This window comes from Streptomyces sp. NBC_01429 (assembly GCF_036231945.1).
In the GTDB taxonomy this organism is placed as follows: domain Bacteria; phylum Actinomycetota; class Actinomycetes; order Streptomycetales; family Streptomycetaceae; genus Streptomyces.
Window position 1 is genome coordinate 2,972,281 of record NZ_CP109599.1, and the last position, 21,125, is coordinate 2,993,405.

The window sequence follows — 21,125 nt, forward strand, 5'->3', positions numbered from 1 at the left end:
TACTAACGGAGCCGGAGGATCTTCATCACCCGCAGGCTCCGGCTCATCAGCGCCGCGTACCGCTCGTCGTCCAGCCCCATCGAGGGCGCCATCGGCAGGAGACGCTGGTGCGCGACCGTCTGGGCCTCGGTGAATTTGAGGATGCCCTCGGACCCGTGCCGTCGGCCGAGACCTGAATCCTTCATTCCGCCCATCGGCGCCCGCACGCTGCCGTACGCCGACGCGTATCCCTCGTTGATGTTGACCGTGCCGCTGCGGAGCCGGGCGGCGACCCGGTGGCCGCGCGCCGCGTCCGTGGTCCAGACGCTCGCGTTGAGTCCGTACGGCAGCGCGTTGGCCAGGTCGATCGCCTCGTCCTCGGAGCCGAACCGGTAGAGGGAGACGACCGGGCCGAAGGTCTCTTCCGCGCAGACGGCCATCGGCGCCTCGACGCCTTCGAGGATGGTCGGCTCGTAGAAGAGCGGTCCGATGTCGGGGCGGGCGACACCGCCCGCGAGGACCGTGGCGCCCTTCTCGACGGCCTCCTCGACATGACGGGTGACCGCTTCGAGCTGGCGCTCGCCCGCGAGGGAGCCCATCTCGGCCCCGTACGCGAGGGAGTTGCCGAGCCGCATGGCCTTCGTACGGGCGACGAACCGCTCCGTGAACGCGTCGGCGACCGACTCGTGGACGTACAGCCGCTCGATGGAGACGCAGAGCTGTCCCGCCGAGGAGAAGCACGCGCGTACGGCGCCCTCCGCCGCCTTCTCCACATCGGCGTCGGCCAGCACCAGCATGGCGTTCTTGCCGCCGAGTTCGAGGGTGACACCGACGAGCCGGTCCGCCGCGCCCCGCGCGACCTCCCGTCCGGTGCGGGTCGATCCGGTGAACGAGACGTAGTCGGCGTGTGCGACGATCTCGGGCCCCACGACCGGCCCCTCGCCCAGGACGACCTGGAAGACCTCGGCCGGCAGACCCGCCTCGATCAGCAGGTCACGCCCCCACAGCGCGGTGAGCGCGGTCTCCGTGTCGGGTTTCATCACCAGGGCGTTGCCCGCGACGAGGCCGGGCAGCGCGTCACCGACGGACAGTTCGAAGGGATAGTTCCACGGCGAGATCTGCCCGACGACTCCGCGCGGCTGGCGCAGCTCGGTGGCCTTCGTGAGCACCGGCACCGCGCCGAGGTGCCGCTTCGGCCGCAGATACGCGGGGGCCTTCAGCCCGTAGTGCCGGGCCACGACGGCGACGGCCTGCACCTCTTCGTGGGCGTGCAGCCTGGCCTTGCCGGTCTCCAGCTGGATCAGGTCGAGCACCTCGGCCTGCCGCTCCAGTACGAGATCGTGGAAGCGGAGCAGCACGGCCGCCCGCTGCCGCACGGGGAGCCCGGCCCATCCGGGCTGGGCGGCGCGCGCCCGCTCGAAGGCGCTCGCCACGTCCTCGGGGGTGGACTCGGGCAGGTCGGCCAGTTTCCCGCCGGTGAAGGGGGAGTGATTGGCGGTACGGCCGGACCCGACGAGACCGCGTACGAGCCGGGCGACCACCTCGGGGGTGACCACATCGGCGGCGGTACGCGCGCCGGCCGGGGAGGCGGCCACGGGGTTGGTCCCCGGGGCGGCGGTGGCGGCGAGGGTTCCCGGGGCGGCGGTGGCTGGCTTCGAGTCCGTCATGGGGCCGAGGGTATGACGCATCGGAGGCTTTGGATACCCGGCGGTAACACCTTTCCGCCAGGCGCGGGCCGGGTATTGAAGGGCCGCGTGCATCACGCCAGTGATCACTGGCCACATAACCCCTGATCAGCGGGTTGTGGCTGGATCGGGGGGTGCGGGATGGACCGTCAGCTCGCGTCCTGCGGCGGCGGCTGCCAGCTGCGCAGTATGGCGTCGAACTGTTTGCGCGTGTTCGCCCAGTCCTCCTCCGGTCCTGACATGTAGATCGCGTACTCGGTGTTGTCGTCGTCCGAGTAGTAGATCTGGTCGATGGCGTGCCGCCGGTCCGCGCCGTCCGTCTTCTCGCTCCAGGTGAACTCCCAGCGCGCGGAACGCTCCTTGTCACGGAAGGCGTTGGGAGCCATCTCGACGCGCTCGTAGTTCGGCAGCCGTTGCAGCTGCTTCTCCATGTTCTGCATGTGCGTGTACGGATCCTCGAAGTCGGGCGACGCGATGCTGATCCGGAGCAGATGAGCCCCGTTGTCGGGGCTGTAGTCGATCTGGTCGCCTGACTGGCGCTCCCAGCCCTGGGGGATGTTGAGGGTGAAGCCCTCGGGCGCCTCGACCCGCTCCCAGTCGCTGTCGGCCGACGTGTCGTCCGTGGGTTCCTCGGTGCCGTTGCCGGGCTCGGCGCTGTTCCCGGCGCCGGTCCCCTCGCTGGTACCGGTCGTCGAATGCCCGGCGTTGGTGTCGCCGCCGTCGCCCGAGAACTTCAGGGCGGCGAAGCCGACTCCACCGCCGAGGACCGCCGCGACGGCGATGGCCACGGCCGTCGTACGCAACCGGCTCCGGCGGCGCCCGGCCCGCTCGGGCGCGGCCACAGAACCGGAACCGGAACCAGAGCCGAAGTCGGAGCCGGAACCGGAGCCGGTGTCGGAGCCCGGCGACGGTATGGGCGAGGGTACGGACGCGGACGCGGTGCCGCTCGCCGTCCCCCGCCCCGGTATGGACGACTGCCCCGGTATGGACGACGCCGCCGGTGACGTGGGATCCGCCCCGTTGAACGCGACGCCCTGCGTGGACCGCTGCGTGGATCCCCGCGTGGACCTCTCGGTGGACTGCTGCGTGGACTGCTGCGTGGACCTCTCGGTGGACCCCTCGGTGGGCAGCCGCGCGGTGCCGGAAGCGCCCCGGTCGTCGTTCCGTACGGATACGGTCGGATCGTGCGACCACGCTCCGGCCGGTGCCCGCCCCTCCGCCACCTCGCGCAGCAGGCGTTCGGTCTCGCCGGCGCCGGAGCGCGTGTCCGGGTCCTTGCGCAGCAGCGCGGCGATCACCGGAGCGAGCGGCCCCGCCTGGTCGGGGTGGTCCGGTTCGTCGGCGACGACGGCCTGCATCGTGGAGAGCGGGGAGGCGCGGCGGAACGGCGAGGTCCCCTGGACGGCGGTGTAGAGCGTGACGCCCAGCGACCAGAGATCGGAGGCGGGGCCGGGATCGTGGCCCCGTACCCGCTCGGGCGCCAGATAGTCGATGGAGCCGACGATTTCGCCGGTCCTGGTGATGGTGCTGTCGCCCTCTATGGCCGCGATACCGAAGTCGGTGAGCAGGACGTGGCCATCGCGGGCGAGCAGGACGTTGCCGGGCTTCACATCGCGGTGCAGCACTCCCGCGGCGTGCGCGGCGCTCAGCGCCTCCAGGACCGCGAGCCCGATCCTGGCCGTCTCGCGGATGTCCATCGGACCGGATTCCTTCGCCGCGTCGGCGAGGGAGGGGCCGTCGACGTACTGCATGACGATCCACGGGCGGCCGTCATGGTCGAGGACGTCATGGACGGTGACGACCGCCGGATGGGTGATGCGGGCGGCGGCGCGGGCTTCTTTCCGGGTCCGCTCGTGGAGTACGGCCCGGTCGGCCTCGGAGACGTACCGTCCCGCCGTCAGCTCCTTGATGGCGACCACCCGGTGCAGCACCTCGTCGTGCGCGCGCCACACCCGGCCCATGCCACCGCTGCCGATGCTCGCGCCGAGCCGGTACCGCCCGGCCAGCAACAGCCCGTCGGGGGTGTCGGTTCCGCTGCCCGCGCCACCCGCTCCCGCCGCACTTCCGGTGCTTCCAGTCCCCGAGCCCAAACCCGTCCCCTGCGAATGCTCCACGTCCATGCCCCGTTCCTTGGGCTCACAGATTACGGAGCGGCACGGGGACACGAAACCTCGGGTCGGTCACGGAAACCGCACCGTGATGCCCGCGACCGGAGCGGCGCGGGGTCACCGCCGTTGCAAGGAACCGGAGTTCGGGGCGGATCCGGGTCGGGAACCGGGGCGGATCAGGGTCAGGATCCGGGACCCGGGTCCGGGCCGCTCCGCGATCCCACTACGGTCCGTCAGCCGGTAACGCGGTAGGCCCCGGTGGCCTGTTCGTAGATCTCGCCGACCTTGTCGCGCTCGTCCTCGGGGCCGATGACCTGGATGACGTGGTACCGGCCGGCGATGATCATCGCGAGGTTCCGGACGAAGACGTCGCGGCCGCTGCTGTCCTGCCAGGTGTACTGCCCCTCCGCCATGGCCTGTTGCCCCACGTCGATGCGGCGCAGCCCCGAAGCGGTGGCCCAACTGGAGTCACGGAACGGCTGTATCTCACGCTCCTTGTCGCGCTGGTAGTCCATCGGGTCGGAGCCGTTCTGCGCGACGGTGTCCCGGCCCGGGACGACTATCAGCGTGAAGTCTCCGCCCACGTAGCGGACTTGCCCGCTGTCGTTGATGGGCCGCCGCTGCCAGGTCTTGTCGACCGCGATACGGAATCCCTCCGTGTCCTCGCGCAGGGCGTACCCCTTGGCGACGTCGACGGCGGGTCCGGAGGTCTGGGGGGCCGAGGTGTTGGGGTTGTCCCGGCTGCCGGACGCGGAAGGCCCGGTGTCGGAGGCCCCCTCCCCGGGCGGCTGTACGCCCGGTTCCTGCGGCGCGGCGGACGTGCCGGGGCTCGCCTCGCCGACGCTCTGGCCCTGCTGACCCGTATCCGTCCTGGGCATGAACTTCACCGCGTACACGACGACCGCCACCAGGAGGAGCAGTATCAGCAGCAGCAACGTACGGCCCAGGGCGTTCGGCGCGCGCCCCCGCTCGGAGCGGCCTACGGCGCGGTCGTCCCGGTCCGCCGGATCGGACGGGCCGTAGGAACCGGACGACGGCTCAGGACGGCCGAGGCTCTCGAAGATCTCGGGGCGCTCGTAGGTCTCCTCGGCCTCGGCGCGGCCGTAGGACTGCTCGACGTACTCGCCGCCACCGGCGCTTCTGCCGCCGCCCGCGTCCTTGCGCTCCTTGCCCTTCTTGTGGCGGTGGCGTCCGTGCTCCGCGTCGCGCCCACGGCCCCAGATGCGCCGCCTGCGCACCAGCTCGCCCCGGCGGCGCACGATCGGCAGCCGCGTCTCGTCGGACGGTACCGGTACGACATCCAGACCGGCCTCCGGCTCGGGAGCGGACCGTACGAGCGAACGCAGCCAGCCGCGCAGCTCCTCGAAGTCCGGTCGCTCGGTCGGGTCCTGACGCAGCAGCGACTCGACGACGGGGCGCAGCGGCCCGCACTCCTCGGCGAACGCGGGCGGTTCGGCGCAGACGAGCTGCACCAGCTCGATCGCGCTCTCCTCCGGATACGGGGCGTGGCCCTGGACCGCGCGGTACAGCAGCGCGCCCAGCGCCCACAGGTCGGTGGCCGGTCCGATGGGCGGTGCCAGCTGCCAGTTCTCGTGGACGGGCCCGGCCTGTTCGGGCGCCCAGCGCTCGGTGACCGCGCCGACGACCGCGATGCGCGCCTGCCGGGCGCGCTCGGCCGCGAGGGGGGTGGCGGGTCCCCGGTAGGCGGGAACGGGGCCGTTCGCCACGATCTCGTCCCAGCGGCCGGCCCCGGCGCCCCGGCCCGCGGCGGCGGGCACCTGCGTGGCGTGCCGCTGCGAGTCGGCGCGCAGCGCGTCACGCGAACCTCCGGCCTGTCCGGTACCGGCCTGTCCGCTGCCGAACTGACCGCTGCCGCCGTGTCCACCGCCGGACTGCCCGCCGCCGGACTGCCCGCCGCCGGTGTGGCCACTGCCGTACGGTCCGTTGCCGGAGCCGGAGTACGGGCTGCCGCCGCCACGCGCCTCGATGGCTCCGGTGGCCCCGGTGGCCCCGTTTTCCGTGGAGTCGTGCCCGGCGGAGTCGTGCCCGGCGGGCGGCAGCGCGGGCCTCCCCCGGCGGGCCGTGCCCGCGGGACGCCGTCCGGGTACGGGGATCCCCGATGTGCCGCCGCCGAACGGGCCCGCCGAGTCCGGTCCGTACGGGCTGCCGCCCGCGGGCAGCGAGCCCGAGGCGTCGTTCCAGGGCGCCGGGCCGTCGTTCCAGACGCCGGCGAGCCGGGCGCGGTAGGGCGGCGCGGGCGGGTCGTCGTCCTCGTCGGCGTCCGTCTCCTCGAAGGCGCGCGGCTGGGCCCACCAGTCCGGATCACCGCCGGCCTGGGACGGCCCCGGAGAGGCGCCCTGCGACGGACCCTGGGACGGCCCCTGCGAGGTGCCTCGGGGCGGTGTCAGCGTCTCGTCGCGCTCCGGGTCCCGCCGCGCCTCGTACGCCGGGTCCCGGGGCTCTTCGCCGGTGCCGGGCTCCGGCAGCGGGGGCAGAGCGCCCGTGTCGGACGCCCGGTCCTCACTGGCCCGCGCGGCGGCGCGGGCTCCGGCGCGGTAGGCGGCGATGGCACCGGCGCGCGCGGCGCGGATGTCACCGGAGCCGCTGCCGCCGGGCAGCGCGGGCTGGCCTCCGTACGGTGCGGGGACGCCGGGTGTGCCGTGGTGCGGGCGGGGCATCGCGCCGGACGTGCCGGACGAGGTGCCCTCGCCGTACGGGCTCTGCGCGGCCTGGCCCGTCTCCAGCGCGGCCCTGTTCTGTGCGCCGGGCACGCCTGCCGTGGGCCCCGGCGCGTAACCCAGGCCCGGCGTCCCGGCCTCGGGTGTCCCGGCGGGCGGACCGGGGTGGCCGCCGGTGCCGAGCTGTTCGTGGGCGCCGGAGTCGTCGAGTGCGGGCGGCGGCGGTCCGGGCTCGTACGGTTCCGGCTCGTCGGGGGGCTCAGGGACCGGCGCGTATCCGCACAGCGCCTCCTCGGCCGCGCCCGCAGCGAGCCCGGTCAGCACGACCCGTCCGTCGTCGCAGACGAGCACCGTACGGACGGTGATGTTCCGGTGCGTCCAGCCGTGCGCGTGCACCACGCGGACGGCGGTGAGCACGTCGGACGCGATCTCGGCCGCGCGGAACGGGTTGAGCGGCTTCTCGGCGAGCAGCGCGGCGAGCGGCCTGGCCGCGACGAGTTCGCTCACTATCCACAGCGAGCCGGACTCCGCGAAGACGTCGAAGACCTGGTCGAGCCTGGGGTGGTCCGGGATCTGGGCGGCGCTCTGCGCCGCCTCGATGGCGCGCCGGACGGCCGGGTCGGTATGTCTGCGGGGAGTACGTCCGGGGGCCCGCCGGGGTGCGGCGGCGCCGTCGGCGTCGATGACCTCGGCCTCCACGACCTCCGGCAACGGCACCTGCCGGACGAGGACTTCCTGGCCGCTGTACGTGTCGAACGCACGGGTCTCGGCGAGTTCGTACTCGTCGGACGGCGGCAGGGGCAGGCGATAGCGGTCGGCGAGCACCCGTCCCGCGTATTCGTCCACGACGCCTCCCCGACAAACAGGCGGTCTTCCGGTCCCGGAGACCCACGAAACCGCCAATTCCGGTCGTTTACCGGCTCATTGTGGATGCGTACGGTTCGCGAGACTCACGATACGTGGCCGCGGCCGAACGTGCCGCCGGGTCGCGGCAACCCGGTGCGGAACGTTCGCATCCGTAACACTCCACTCCTGCCCGTAACCGCTCCGCCCGTAACCGCCGGGCCCCCGCCCCGTCCCGCCCGCGCGCTCAGCCCTTCGGCTCGAAGGTGGCGAAGGCGGTCTCCCGCAGCGTCTCGCACTCCGACTCGTCCCACTCGCTCGCCTTGCAGCTCACCATGATCGAGTACCCGCGGGAGCCGTCGACCTTGAAGCCGCGGTTGAGGACCCTGATCCGCTCGCCGCTCTGGTCGCGCTCGAACTCCCAGTCGGCGACGGTCGGATAGCCGTTGTAGTCGGCTTCCTTGAGGCTGATGCGCTTGTAGTTGGAGCTGCTCCGGCTGACGCTCGGCTCCTGCTGCCGCCAGGCGAGCACGGCGTCGCCGGTCGGGGTGCTGGTGAAGTCACCCTGGACCCGGGGGAATCCGCCGCTCTTGCTGTATATGCCGCCGGAGTTGCTCCCGGCTATGCCCGTCTTGCGGAACCCTTCGGGCATCGCCATGGAGAAGCGGAACTGGGTGTCACTGACCGTGGTGTACCCGTCGGGCACCCCGTCGTTGTCCGTCTTGCCCTTGCCGGCCTTGTCCTCGTCGTCTTTTCCGGCGTCGTCGGCCTTGTCGTCGGTGTCGTCCGACGTGTCGGAGCCTGCGGCCGAATCGGAACCGGAACTTCCGGAATCCTGTCCGGCGGCGGCAGCGGCATCGCCCTTGCCGTCCCCCGCAGGGCTCTTGCCCGGCGCCGGGCTCTCCTTGTCGCCGTTGCCCGCGGAGTCGGTGACGGCCCCGGCGGAGGCCGTCGTGTCCCCCTTGCCGGAACCGGACGTGTCGTCAGAACTCCCGTCACCGTTCAGCGCGACGATCAGCACCGTGGCGATGATGGCCAGCGCGGCGACGACCGCGATCACCACCAGCGTGCGCCGGGGCACCACATCGGTGAGCGAGGCACGCGGCGTGGCCGGCCGGGCCGGAGCGGCCGCCTGGACGGGCGGCTGCTGGTAGCCGGCGGCGCCTCGCGCGGGACGCGGCGCCGACCGGAGCTCGGGGGGCGGCGACGGCATCGGAATCGCCCGGGTGGCGTCGAGCGCGGGCTCGGGCTCACGGTCGGGCGCCTGGATGATGTCTTCGAGGAGCGCCCGCGCGCCCGCGTCGTCGAGCCGCTGGTCGGGGTCCTTGGCCAGCAGCCCGTAGATGACCTCTTCCAGCGCGCCCGCGTTCTTCGGCGGGTCGAGCGGCTCGGTCATGACCGCCGTCAGCGTGGCGATGGCGGAGCCCTTGTCGTACGGGGGCGAGCCCTCCACCGACGCGTACAGCAGCCCGCCGAGCGACCAGAGGTCGGCGGCCGGGCCCGGCTTGTGGCCGCGGGCGCGCTCGGGCGAGATGTAGGAGGGGGCGCCGACGAGCATCCCGGTCGAGGTGACCGACGGGTCGCCCTCGACCTGGGCGATGCCGAAGTCCGTGAGCACGACGCGGCCGTCCTCGGCGATCAGCACGTTGGACGGCTTCACATCGCGGTGCAGAATGCCCTCGCGGTGCGCCAGGCGCAGCACGTCGAGGATCGCGAGCCCGACCTCCGCGGCCCGTCTGGGCGTCAGAAGACCGTCCTCGCGGACGGCTTCGGCGAGGGACTTGCCCTCGACCAGCTCCATGACGATCCAGGGCCGGTCGTCCTCGTCCACGACATCGAAGACGGTGACCGCGCCGTTGTTGCGGATCCGGGCGATCGCCTTGGCCTCGCGGAGTGTGCGCGTGATGAGCCGGCGCTTCTCGTCGTCGTCGATGCTGGAGGGGAAGCGCAGCTCCTTCACCGCGACCGTCCGGCCGAGCGTCTCGTCGAGGGCCCGCCACACCGTGCCCATGCCACCGCGTCCGAGGACCGCGCCGAGCCGGTACCTGCCCGCGAGCAGGCGGCCTTCCGGGGTGTCGTCGGTGCCCTTCACGGCTTCCCGCCGAGGCTCCTGCGCCGTGTCCCGCGACTGCTTCGACTCCGACATGCGTCCCCTCTGCGATCCCTGATCCTGGCGCGCGCCCGCCGCCGCACGGTGCCGTAACGCGCCCTGGCAGAGCCTTCATTGTCCCTCACTCCGGGACCGCCACTGCTCCCGGGTCCGGTGCCCGCCGGGATGGCGCCGCCCGATGGACCCCTCACCATGCCACTGCCCGGGGCAGCACCGAACACTCCGTCAACCATGCCCCTGTTCGAATTCTGCACAAGTGCACGCGTAACGGGTGAGTCCGCTGTGACGGATGGTGCGCGTGGGGTGCACTTCTGAGCGTGTGTCACTCAGTCGGGCACCCGCACTGCGGCCGGACCCACCGGGCGTCGTCCGCCCGCCGCCCGTGCGTCTATACGTGCCTCTCCTCCCCCCGGTTCAAGACAAGCCGGTGCCGGCCGCAGAAACCTCCGAGCCGGTGCCGCCGCCGAGACCGCCCCCGCCCAACCTGCCTTCCCCCGCCCGACCGGCCCTCCCCCGGGCCGTCAGGTCGGCACGATGTCCGGTGCGCCCAGCCGCGCCGCGTCCGCCGTCTGGTCGTCCGGCTGCCGCTGCGACTCCCGTTCGGCCTCCACCCGCTTCTCGTAGTGCGTGACTTCCCGCTCGATCTGGTCCTTGTCCCAGCCGAGCACCGGCGCCATCAGCTCCGCGCACTCCCGTGCGCTGCGCGTCCCCCGGTCGAAGGTCTCGATCGAGATCCGGGTCCGGCGGGTCAGTACGTCCTCCAGGTGACAGGCCCCTTCGTGGGAGGCCGCGTAGACGACCTCGGCGCGCAGATAGTCGTCGGCCCCGCCGAGCGGCTCGCCGAGTCCCGGGTCGGCCGCGATCATCTCCAGCAGCTCCTCCACCAGCGTGCCGTAGCGGTTCAGCAGATGCTCGACCCTGGCCACGTGGATCCCGGTCCTGGCCGCCATGCCGGCCCGCGCGTTCCACAGCGCGTGATACCCCTCGGCGCCGAGCAGCGGAACGTCCTCCGTGACGCAGTCCGCCACCCGCTGGTCGAGACCGTGCACCGCCTCGTCCACCGCGTCCTTGGCCATCACCCGGTAGGTGGTGTACTTGCCCCCGGCGACGACCACCATGCCGGGCACCGGATGCGCGACCGTGTGCTCGCGCGACAGCTTGCTGGTCGCGTCCGACTCCCCGGCCAGCAGCGGGCGCAGCCCCGCGTACACCCCCTGCACGTCGTCGCGGGTCAGGGGCACGGACAGCACCGAGTTCACATGCTCCAGCAGATAGTCGATATCGGCGCTGGAGGCGGCGGGGTGGGCCTTGTCCAGGTCCCAGTCGGTGTCGGTGGTGCCGACGATCCAGTGGCGGCCCCAGGGGATGACGAACAGCACCGATTTCTCGGTCCGCAGGATCAGCCCGGTCGAGGAGTGGATCCGGTCCTTGGGCACGACCAGATGGATGCCCTTGGAGGCCCGGACGTGGAACTGGCCGCGCTCGGCGATCAGCCCCTGGGTGTCGTCCGTCCAGACCCCGGTGGCGTTGACGACCTGTTTGGCCCGGATCTCGTACTCGCCGCCGGCCTCCACGTCCCGCACGCGCGCGCCCACGACCCGCTCGCCCTCGCGCAGGAAGCCGATGACCCGCGCCCCGTTGGCGACCTGCGCGCCGTAGGTGGCGGCCGTGCGGACGAGGGTCGCCACATAGCGCGCGTCGTCCATCTGCGCGTCGTAGTACTGCAACGCGCCGACCAGGGAGTCCTTCTTCAGGCAGGGCGCCACCCGCAGGGCGTTGCGACGGGAGAGATGGCGGTGGACGGGCAGCCCGCGGCCATGGCCCGACGAGACGGACATGGCGTCGTACAGCGCGACGCCCGATCCCGCGTAGACCCGCTCCCAGCCCTTGTGCCGCAACGGGTACAGGAACGGCACGGGCTTGACCAGATGGGGCGCCAGCTTCTCCAGCAGCAGCCCCCGTTCCTTGAGGGCCTCGCGCACCAGCGCGAAGTCGAGCATCTCCAGGTAGCGCAGACCGCCGTGGATCAGCTTGCTCGACCGGCTCGACGTGCCGGCGGCCCAGTCGCGCGCCTCCACGAGTCCGGTCGCCAGCCCGCGTGTGACGGCGTCGAGAGCGGTGCCCGCCCCGACCACCCCCGCACCGACCACCAGCACGTCCAGCTCGCGCTCGGTCATCGCCGCCAGCGCTCGGGCGCGCTCCCCAGGTCCCAGTGTCGCTGTCCTCACCGCTGCCTCCCATCGTCCCCCGCGTGGTCGGGCCCACAGATCGATTCTGTCCGCAGTCGGCGACTTCAGCCACCGGCTGTGGATAACTCCCGTCACACCCGGTCACAGGCCGCTCGGCGGCGGACCAAAGCCCGCACCCATCGACCCCCAAAAGGCGCAATATCTGACAAACGTTCACTCTCGGCCACGCCCTACCGCATAACGGTCATATTTAAGCCTAGTCTGACTGTGCGCTCGCTCATTCTGTCCACCGGGCTTGCGCTCACTGTCAACTCCGGCTAGATCCTGTCCGGGCCCGGCAAAGATCACCCGGACAGGACCGCAGGAAGGACGCGGCCACCGCCATGCCCGCAGATCTCGCCGTCATCGGACTCGGCCACCTCGGCCTCCCCCTCGCCCAGGCCGCCGTGGCCGCCGGTATCGACACCATCGGCTACGACACCGACCCCCGTCCCGTCGCGAAACTGGCCGCGGGCCAGAGCCCGGTCGACGGCCCGCTCACCGCCTCCGACGTCCGCCGGATGCTCTCGGGAGGGTTCCGGCCCACCACCAACCCCACCGAGCTGGGCCGGGTCCGTACCGCCGTGATCTGCGCCCCCACCCCCCTCGGCGCCGACCGCACCCCCGATCTCACCGCGATCGGCGCCGCGGCCCGCGCCCTGGCCGCCCGGCTGCGCCCGCACACCACCGTGCTGCTGGAGTCACCCGCCGCGCCCGGCACCACGGAGGGCTTCCTGCGCGGGATCCTGGAGGAGGGATCGGGCCTGCGCGCCGGCCGCGACTTCCACCTCGCCTACTCCCCCGGACGGCTCGACCCCGGCAACCGTGCCTACGGCTTCGCCAACACCCCCAAGGTGATCGGCGGCCTCACCCCCGCCTGCACCGAGTCGGCCGCCACCTTCTACAGCCGCCTCACCGACAAGGTCGTACGCGCCCGCGGCCCGCGCGAGGCGGAGACCGTCAAGCTCCTCGAAACCAACTTCCGGCATGTGAACATCGCCCTCGTCAACGAGATGGCCGTGCTCTGCCACGACCTCGGCGTCGACCTCTGGGACGTCATCCGCTGCGCCGAGACCAAGCCCTTCGGCTTCCAGGCGTTCCGGCCGGGCCCCGGCGTCGGCGGCCACGGCGTGCCGATGGACCCCAGCTATCTGCCGCACGCGGGCCGCACCCCCGGCCATCCGCTGCGCATGGTCGGCCTCGCCCAGGAGATCAACAGCCGCATGCCGCAGTACGTCATCCAGCGCTGCGCCACCCTGCTCAACGAACACGGCAAGTCCGCGCGCGGAGCCCGGGTGCTGCTCCTCGGCGTCACCTACAAGCCCGACCTGGCCGACCAGGAGAGCTCACCGGCGACCGAGATCGCCTGCCGGCTGATGGACCTGGGCGCCACCGTCAGCTACCACGACCCCTACGTACCCGACTGGCGCGTGCGCGAGCTGCCCGTACCGCGCGCGGACTCTCTTTACGAGGCCGCCGCCAACGCCGATCTGACGGTCCTGCTCCAGCACCACCGCACGTACGACCTCCAGGGCCTCGCGGTCAAGGCGCAACTGCTGCTGGACACCAGGGGCGCGAGCCCGGCGGGCGCGGCGTACCGGCTCTGACCACGGCCTCCCCGCCGGACGCCCGCCGCCGCGGCGTCCCCGGGGAAATACCTCACCGGGATGTCCGACCGGGCTGCTAATGTCCGTGACGGTCGTGCGCAAGTCATGTACACGCCGTTTTCCCTGGGGGGATCCACACCATGAGCCAGTCCGTTCCACCGACCGGCAACCCGTTCGCCGACAACGCCGACAACGCCGGCGCGCCCGCCCCGTACGCCCCGCCTCCGGTCAACGACAGCCTCGGCCTCGGCCTGGCGGCCGCTTTCGTCGCCGCGCTCGTCGCCGCCGCGGTGTACGGCGGGATCGCCGGCGCCATGGAGCGCGAGATCGGCTGGGCCGCCGTCGGTGTCGGCTTCCTGACCGGCTTCGCCGCGGGCAAGGTGGGCGGCCCCAACCCGGTCCTGCCGGTCGTCAGCGCCCTTCTGTCCCTGGCCGCCGTCTACGTGGGGCAGCTCTTCGAGATCGCGATCATCATCGCCAAGTCGCAGAGCCTGACCGCGACGGAGATCCTCTTCCGGCACACCGGTGAGCTGAACACCCTCTGGAAAGAGGGCAGCGGTGTCATGACCTTCCTCTTCTTCGCGCTCGCGGCGTTCGCCGCCTTCTCCGGCGCCCGCAAGGCAGCGGCCTGAGAGGTCGCCGTCCCGAACGCGAAAGGCCGCCTCTTCTCGAAGAGGCGGCCTTTTCCGGCGAGGAGCCGCGGTCAGCGGCTGTGCTGCGAGTCCGCCACCGTGACCTCGACGCGCTGGAACTCCTTGAGTTCGCTGTAGCCCGTCGTCGCCATGGCCCGCTTCAGCGCGCCGAAGAAGTTCATCGATCCGTCCGGGCTGTGCGAGGGGCCCGTCAGGACCTCCTCCGTCGTCCCGGCGATGCCCAGGTCGACCAGCTTGCCGCGCGGCACGTCCTCGTGGACGGCCTCCATGCCCCAGTGACGCCCCTTGCCGGGCGCGTCGCTGGCACGCGCCAGCGGAGAGCCGATCATGACGGAGTCGGCGCCGCAGGCGATCGCCTTGGGCAGGTCGCCGGACCAGCCGACCCCGCCGTCCGCGATGACGTGCACGTACCGGCCGCCGGACTCGTCCATGTAGTCACGGCGGGCCGCCGCGACATCCGCGACGGCGGTGGCCATCGGGACCTGGATGCCCAGCACGTTGCGGGTGGTGTGCGCCGCGCCGCCGCCGAAGCCGACCAGCACGCCCGCCGCGCCCGTCCGCATCAGGTGCAGGGCGGCGGTGTACGTGGCGCAGCCGCCGACGATGACCGGGACGTCCAGCTCGTAGATGAACTGCTTGAGGTTCAGCGGCTCGGCCGCGCCGGAGACGTGCTCGGCGGAGACCGTCGTACCGCGGATGACGAAGATGTCGACCCCGGCGTCCACCACAGCCTTGGAGAACTGGGCGGTGCGCTGCGGCGAGAGCGCCGCCGCGGTGACCACACCCGAGTCGCGCACCTCCTTGATGCGCTGCCCGATCAGCTCTTCCTTAATAGGCTCGTCGTAGATCTCCTGGAGCCTGCGGTTGGCGGTCGCCTCGTCGAGCCCGGCGATCTCGTCGAGCAGCGGCTGCGGGTCCTCGTACCGGGTCCACAGGCCCTCCAGGTTGAGGACGCCCAGACCACCCATCTCGCCGATACGGATCGCCGTCCGCGGGGAGACCACGGAGTCCATGGGCGCGGCCAGGAACGGCAGCTCGAACCGGTAGGCGTCGATCTGCCAGGCGATCGAGACCTCCTTCGGATCCCGGGTGCGCCGGCTCGGGACGACGGCGATGTCGTCGAACGCGTACGCCCTGCGGCCGCGCTTGCCGCGCCCGATCTCGATCTCAGTCACGATGTGTGGCCTTTCCCTCTACGTCTGCCGTCCCAGTATCCCCGACGCCCGTTCACCCGGTGCCCGACGGCACGTCCCGGCACCTCGTGCCGGTGGGCGCGGCCCGGCACAACCGTGAGGGACGGTCCCGCGCCGGGGACCGTCCCTCATGGATGCGCGCGGTTCAGCCCCGGGTGTAGTTCGGCGCCTCGACCGTCATCTGGATGTCGTGCGGGTGGCTCTCCTTGAGGCCCGCCGCGGTGATCCGGACGAACTTGCCCTTGCTCTCCATCTCGTCGATGGACGCGGCGCCCACGTACCCCATGGTCTGGCGGAGGCCGCCGACGAGCTGGTGCAGCACGGCGGAGAGCGGGCCCCGGTAGGGGACCTGGCCCTCGATGCCCTCGGGGACGAGCTTGTCGTCGGAGGAGACCTCGGCCTGGAAGTAGCGGTCCTTCGAGAACGAGCGGCCCTGGCCGCGCGACTGCATCGCGCCGAGCGAGCCCATGCCGCGGTACGACTTGAACTGCTTGCCGTTGATGAACTGAAGCTCTCCCGGCGACTCCTCGCAGCCCGCGAGCAGGCTGCCGAGCATCACCGTGCTGGCACCGGCGGCGAGCGCCTTGCCGATGTCGCCCGAGTACTGGAGGCCGCCGTCGCCGATGACCGGGACACCGGCCGCCTGACAGACGACCGCCGCCTCGTAGATCGCGGTGACCTGGGGAACACCGATGCCGGCGACGACACGGGTGGTGCAGATCGAGCCGGGGCCCACGCCCACCTTGACGCCGTCCACACCCGCGTCGATCAGCGCCTTGGCGCCGTCCCGGGTGGCGACATTGCCGCCGATGATGTCGACGGAGACACTCGACTTGATCTTGGACATCCAGCTCAGCGCGTTGCTGTTGTGGCCGTGCGAGGTGTCTACGACCAGGAAGTCGACGCCCGCCGCGACCAGCGCCTGGGCGCGCTCCAGCGCCTCCGGGCTGGCGCCGACGGCGGCGCCGACGAGCAGCCTGCCCTCGGCGTCCTTGGCGGCGTTCGGGTACTTCTCGGCCTTGACGAAGTCCTTGACCGTGATGAGGCCCTTGAGGATGCCCGCGTCGTCGACCAGCGGCAGCTTCTCGATCTTGTGACGGCGCAGCAGCTCCATGGCGTCCACGCCGGAGATGCCGACCTTGCCGGTGACGAGCGGCATCGGGGTCATGACCTCGCGCACCTGGCGCGTACGGTCCGCCTCGAAGGCCATGTCACGGTTGGTGACGATGCCGAGCAGCTTGCCCGCGCGGTCGGTGACCGGGACGCCGCTGATCCGGAACTTGGCGCAGAGCTGGTCGGCCTCGGCGAGCGTCGCGTCCGGGTGGACGGTGATCGGGTCGGTCACCATGCCGGACTCGGAGCGCTTCACCAGGTCGACCTGGTTGGCCTGGTCGGCGATGGAGAGATTGCGGTGCAGCACGCCGACGCCGCCCTGCCGCGCCATGGCGATCGCCATCCGGGCCTCGGTGACCTTGTCCATCGCGGCGGAGAGCAGCGGGATGTTCACCTTGACGTTGCGGGAGACCAGCGACGCGGTGTCCACCTGGTTGGGCAGGACCTCCGAGGCGCCAGGCAGCAGCAGCACGTCGTCGTATGTCAGCCCGAGCGTCGCGAATTTCTCGGGCACTCCGTCGACGTTTGCAGTCATGACACCTTCCCCAAATGACCTTGATCGGTGCGGATGTCCATGCTAACGGGCTCCGCGAGCCTCTCATTCCACGAACAAGATCACCGATCGGCTTCGTATGTTCATCCGTAGACTCCCATGTCGGTGCCGCGCCGCCTCCGCCGCCCGCCCCGCCAGGCAATCGCGTGCCCCGCCGGCGCATCGGGTGCCCCGCCCGCGCATCGGACGCGCCGGGCGCCGGTGATCACTGCGCGCCGGTGATCACTGCCCGGCCAGGGCCCTCAGTCTGCTGAGCGCGCGGTGCTGGGCGACCCGCACGGCTCCGGGCGACATTCCGAGCATCTGCCCGGTCTCCTCGGCCGTGAGCCCGACCGCGACCCTGAGCACCAGCAGCTCGCGCTGGTTGTCCGGCAGGTTCGCGAGCAGCTTCTTGGCCCATTCCGCGTCGCTGCTGAGCAGCGCGCGCTCCTCCGGGCCCAGCGAATCGTCGGGCCGCTCGGGCATCTCGTCGGACGGCACCGCGGTCGACCCCGGGTGCCGCATGGCGGCCCGCTGGAGGTCGGCGACCTTGTGTCCGGCGATGGCGAAGACGAACGCCTCGAAGGGGCGTCCGGTGTCGCGGTAGCGCGGCAGCGCCATCAGAACCGCGACGCACACCTCCTGCGCGAGGTCCTCCACGAAGTGGCGCGCATCACCCGGCAGCCGGCTCAGCCGCGTACGGCAGTAGCGCAGCGCGAGCGGGTGGACCCGCGCCAGCAGATCGTGCGTAGCCCTTTCGTCGCCGTCGACGGCACGGTGAACGAGCGCACCGATCACCGTGGTCTCGTCATCGCGCATCGGTCCATGGTGCCTTGGCGGCTGCTGATCGGCGGCGCCGCGTCCATAGTTGTGCACCGAAGCGTTATGAGCGGGTGCGGCAGAACTCATTCCCGGCGCCCTCCCCTCGCGCTCGTCCGACTCGTCCCCGAGGAACTCCACATCTCCAAGGATGCGGCATAGCGCGGGAAACGGGTGTGTACGGGCGTACGTTGCCCCCGCCCACTCGGCCACCGCCGCTCGCCCAGAGGTCCGTACGGAATCGGTTACGGACTCGGCGGAACCTCTCGGCGGGCGGGGAAACCGGTACGGCGGGTCAGCGCACGAGGCCCCAGCGGAAGCCGAGCGCGACCGCGTGCGCGCGGTCCGAGGCGCCGAGCTTCTTGAAGAGGCGCCGGGCGTGCGTCTTGACCGTGTCCTCGGAAAGGAACAGCTCACGGCCGATCTCCGCGTTGGAGCGGCCGTGACTCATCCCTTCGAGCACCTGGATCTCGCGGGCCGTGAGGGTGGGCGCCGCGCCCATCTCGGCCGAGCGGAGCCGGCGCGGCGCGAGGCGCCAGGTCGGATCGGCGAGCGCCTGGGTGACGGTCGCGCGCAGCTCGGCGCGGGAGGCGTCCTTGTGCAGATATCCACGGGCACCGGCGGCGACGGCGAGAGCCACGCCGTCCAGGTCCTCGGCCACCGTGAGCATGATGATCCGGGCGCCGGGGTCGGCCGAGAGCAGCCGCCGGACCGTCTCCACACCCCCGAGTCCAGGCATGCGGACATCCATGAGAATCAGATCGGACCGATCCGCGCCCCAGCGGCGGAGGACTTCCTCGCCGTTGGCCGCGGTCGTCACGCGCTCGACACCGGGCACGGTCGCGACCGCGCGGCGGAGCGCCTCTCGGGCAAGCGGGGAGTCGTCGCAGACGAGGACGGATGTCATGACCGTCCTCCGCAGCTGATGCGCGTCACCTTGAGCCTCCAGGCTGGGTACATGTCGTCACCTGTGCGATTGACGCTCTCGGACATGTGCCCGATCGCTCATTCTCTCAACCGCCTCACACACTCAACGATGGTCACTCGAAAGAGTTACGGGTCGGAGGATCGAGTTCCGCACTCCCCGCGAGGGGGCGCACACGGAGAAGAACGGCGCCCACCCCTGGCACACCGGGGGAAACCATGCCCCATTTAGCGGCTTTTCTTCACTTTCACTGGTGTCTGTGGCTAGATTCGTAATGAGTCATATTTACATCTACTTAGATAGTAGATGTACGGTCGTGAGCACCGGTGCGAGTTGCGCGTCGCGCTCGTACCCGGCGTCCAAGCCGCCCGTATCCGCCTCAGCACGGTTTCAAGGGGACATGAGCAATGGCAGATTTCTCCCGCCTTCCCGGACCGAACGCAGATCTGTGGGACTGGCAGCTCCTCGCGGCTTGTCGTGGTGTCGACAGTTCGCTCTTCTTCCACCCGGAGGGGGAAAGAGGCGCGGCACGAAGCGCGCGTGAGAACTCGGCGAAAGAGGTGTGCATGCGGTGCCCGGTCCGCGCGGAGTGCGCGGCGCACGCGCTGGCGGTACGGGAGCCGTACGGCGTGTGGGGCGGACTGACCGAGGACGAGCGCGAGGAGCTGATGGGGCGGGCACGCACCCGGCTGATCACCGCGTCGGCCCCGTCGGGGCCGGCGGCCGGAGCGGGCCCGGATCACGGCGGCCACGCCGACCGTGCCGGGCACGCGGGACACGTGGGCCATGCGGGACACACCGCGCACGGCAGCGGCTGACGTACGAAATCGTTCTCCAGTACGGGAAGAAACGTTCCTGCATCGGCACACGGCGCCCGTTCGGCGCCCAGTCGACGCCCAGTAGGAGTCCGATCGGCGATCAGCGCGCGGCGGCCAGCACGAGCTGGTCCAGCGTGGCCGCGACGGCCGGGACGCGGGCGAGGTCCGGCAGGGTCAGTGCCACGATCTCCCGCTGGACGGCGGGCTCGACCGCGAGCGTCCGGACGCCTTCCGTCCGGACGGACTCCATCGCCAGCTCCGGCAGCACCGCAACGCCGAGTCCGGCCGCGACCAGGCCGATCACGGCCGGGTAGTCGTCCGTCGCGAAATCGATCCGGGGCGTGAACCCGGACCGCTCGCAGGCCTCCACGAGTTGTTCGCGACAGCGCGGACACCCGGCGATCCACGACTCACCGGCCAGCTCTCCGATCGGGACGGTACGGGCGGCGGCGAGCCGGTGCCCCTCGGGGACGAGGCCGACGAGCCGGTCCACGAGCAGGGGGCGCACGACCAGGTCCTCCCACTCCGTGGTGGAGCCGTCGTACCGGAACGCCAGCGCCACGTCGCACTCGCCGTCGCGCAGCATCGCCGCCGAACTCGGCGGCTCGGCCTCGACGAGGGAGACCCGCAGGCCGGCGTGGGCGGCGCGCAGGGCGGCCAGCGCGGTGGGGACCAGGGTGGAACTGCCGCTGGGGAAGGACACCAGCCGGACCCGGCCCGCGCGCAGCCCGGCGATGGCGGCGACCTCCTCCTCCGCGGCGGTGAGCCCGGCCAGGATGCCCGTCGCATGGCGTACGAGCACCTCGCCCGCCTGGGTCAGCCGCGTCTCGCGCCCGGTGCGGACCACCAGCGGGGTGCCGGCGGAGCCTTCGAGCGCCCGCATCTGCTGGCTGACGGCGGGCTGCGTGCAGCCCAGTTCGCGGGCGGCGGCGGAGAAGGAACCGGTGGCGGCCACGGTGCGCAGGACACGGAGATGACGGGCTTCGATCACCCGTCCACCATAAGCGTGTCCATAAGCGCGTCTTTGAGAAATCGCCCGATAACAGGTGGTGAGCTTGGAGCAGGGGCGTTTAGCGTGCGTGTATGAAGCTTCTGACCGTGAATGTGGGACGGCCGAAGGCCGTCGAGTACTCCGACGCGCCCGGTGGCCTCACCGGGATCGACAAACGTCCGGTGGAGGGCCCGGTCCGGGTGGCGGACCCGGGGGCGAAGGGCGAGGGCGGGAGCGGTGTCGCCGGTGACGCGGTCTGCGATCTGCGCCATCACGGTGGTTCCGACCAGGCGGTGTACGCCTTCGCCCGGGAGGACCTGGATTTCTGGGAGCGGGAGCTGGGTCGGCCGCTGGCCAACGGCGTCTTCGGCGAGAACCTCACGACGTCCGGGGCCGACATCACCGGCGCGAAGATCGGCGAGCGCTGGCGGATCGGGCCCGATCTGGTGCTGGAGGCGACGAGCGGGCGGATTCCGTGCCGTACGTTCCAGAGCAGGCTGGGCGAGAAGGGCTGGGTCGGACGCTTCACCGCGCAGGCCGTGACGGGCGCGTACTTCCGGGTCATCACGCCCGGCGAGATCCGCGCGGGCGACCCGATCGAGATCGTCCACCGGCCCGCGCACGAGGTGACGGTGGCCATGGCGTTCCGGGCGGTCACCACCGAGCGCGAGCTGCTGCCCCGGACCCTGGCGGCCGGTGAGGCGCTGCATACCGAGGGGCTGCGGATCGCCCGGGAGTATGTCGCGAAGTCGGCGAATCGGCCCTGACCCGGCGGACGGGCGGGCCGTCCATCCACGGAACACCCACATCAAGGGCGCCGGGTCAGGCACTAACGTGCCGCGT

Annotated in this window: 13 protein-coding genes and 1 pseudogene; 4 read left to right on the plus strand and 10 right to left on the minus strand. The window is 71.7% G+C overall.

Annotated elements, in window-relative coordinates; genetic code table 11:
- Positions 1-2: 2 nt before the first annotated feature.
- The 5 genes from OG627_RS12575 to OG627_RS12595 form a co-directional block, all read right to left on the minus strand.
- Entirely contained in the window at positions 3-1,646 is a 1,644-nt protein-coding gene (locus OG627_RS12575) for a succinic semialdehyde dehydrogenase (RefSeq protein ID WP_329064462.1), read from the minus strand.
- A gap of 167 nt (positions 1,647-1,813) precedes the next feature.
- Entirely contained in the window at positions 1,814-3,784 is a 1,971-nt protein-coding gene (locus tag OG627_RS12580; protein ID WP_329064464.1) for a serine/threonine-protein kinase, read from the minus strand.
- 221 nt (positions 3,785-4,005) lie between these two features.
- A complete protein-coding gene (locus OG627_RS12585; protein WP_329064465.1) occupies positions 4,006-7,296 on the minus strand; it encodes a serine/threonine protein kinase in 3,291 nt (1,096 codons plus the stop codon).
- Positions 7,297-7,540: 244 nt separating this feature from the next.
- Complete coding sequence (locus OG627_RS12590; protein ID WP_329064467.1) at positions 7,541-9,439, minus strand: serine/threonine-protein kinase; 1,899 nt, start codon at positions 9,437-9,439, stop codon at positions 7,541-7,543.
- Between the two features lie 485 nt (positions 9,440-9,924).
- Entirely contained in the window at positions 9,925-11,631 is a 1,707-nt protein-coding gene (locus tag OG627_RS12595; RefSeq protein ID WP_329064469.1) for a glycerol-3-phosphate dehydrogenase/oxidase, read from the minus strand.
- Between the two features lie 344 nt (positions 11,632-11,975).
- On the opposite strand from OG627_RS12595, the gene OG627_RS12600 reads away from it, so the two are divergent.
- Positions 11,976-13,238 (plus strand): nucleotide sugar dehydrogenase, encoded by a 1,263-nt coding sequence (locus OG627_RS12600; RefSeq protein WP_329064471.1) that lies wholly within the window; start codon positions 11,976-11,978, stop codon positions 13,236-13,238.
- 140 nt (positions 13,239-13,378) lie between these two features.
- Positions 13,379-13,870, plus strand: a complete 492-nt coding sequence (locus tag OG627_RS12605; RefSeq protein ID WP_329064473.1) for a hypothetical protein — start codon at positions 13,379-13,381, stop codon at positions 13,868-13,870.
- Positions 13,871-13,941: 71 nt separating this feature from the next.
- On the opposite strand, the gene OG627_RS12610 is transcribed toward OG627_RS12605, so the two are convergent.
- The 4 genes from OG627_RS12610 to OG627_RS12625 form a co-directional block, all read right to left on the minus strand.
- The gene (locus OG627_RS12610; protein ID WP_329064476.1) at positions 13,942-15,066 is read right to left on the minus strand and encodes a GuaB3 family IMP dehydrogenase-related protein; all 1,125 of its coding nucleotides are present in this window, start codon (positions 15,064-15,066) and stop codon (positions 13,942-13,944) included.
- Positions 15,067-15,229: 163 nt separating this feature from the next.
- Positions 15,230-16,732, minus strand: a complete 1,503-nt coding sequence (gene guaB, locus OG627_RS12615; RefSeq protein ID WP_329064478.1) for an IMP dehydrogenase — start codon at positions 16,730-16,732, stop codon at positions 15,230-15,232.
- Positions 16,733-16,972: 240 nt separating this feature from the next.
- Positions 16,973-17,548 carry a sigma-70 family RNA polymerase sigma factor gene (locus tag OG627_RS12620; RefSeq protein WP_329064480.1) on the minus strand — a complete coding sequence of 192 codons (576 nt, stop codon included), beginning with the start codon at positions 17,546-17,548 and terminating at the stop codon, positions 16,973-16,975.
- A 295-nt stretch (positions 17,549-17,843) separates the two neighbouring features.
- Complete coding sequence (locus OG627_RS12625; protein WP_003948568.1) at positions 17,844-18,455, minus strand: response regulator transcription factor; 612 nt, start codon at positions 18,453-18,455, stop codon at positions 17,844-17,846.
- Positions 18,456-18,880: 425 nt separating this feature from the next.
- Between OG627_RS12625 and OG627_RS12630 the strand changes: the two are divergent.
- Positions 18,881-19,207, plus strand: a pseudogene (locus OG627_RS12630) (WhiB family transcriptional regulator); the annotation flags it as partial.
- A 184-nt stretch (positions 19,208-19,391) separates the two neighbouring features.
- Here the strand turns inward: OG627_RS12630 and OG627_RS12635 are convergent.
- A complete protein-coding gene (locus tag OG627_RS12635; RefSeq protein ID WP_329064482.1) occupies positions 19,392-20,282 on the minus strand; it encodes a LysR family transcriptional regulator in 891 nt (296 codons plus the stop codon).
- 92 nt (positions 20,283-20,374) lie between these two features.
- Here OG627_RS12635 and OG627_RS12640 point away from each other — a divergent pair, with 92 nt between their 5' ends.
- Positions 20,375-21,049: an MOSC domain-containing protein gene (locus OG627_RS12640; protein ID WP_329064484.1), complete on the plus strand. Its 675-nt coding sequence runs from the start codon at positions 20,375-20,377 to the stop codon at positions 21,047-21,049.
- Positions 21,050-21,125: the final 76 nt, after the last annotated feature.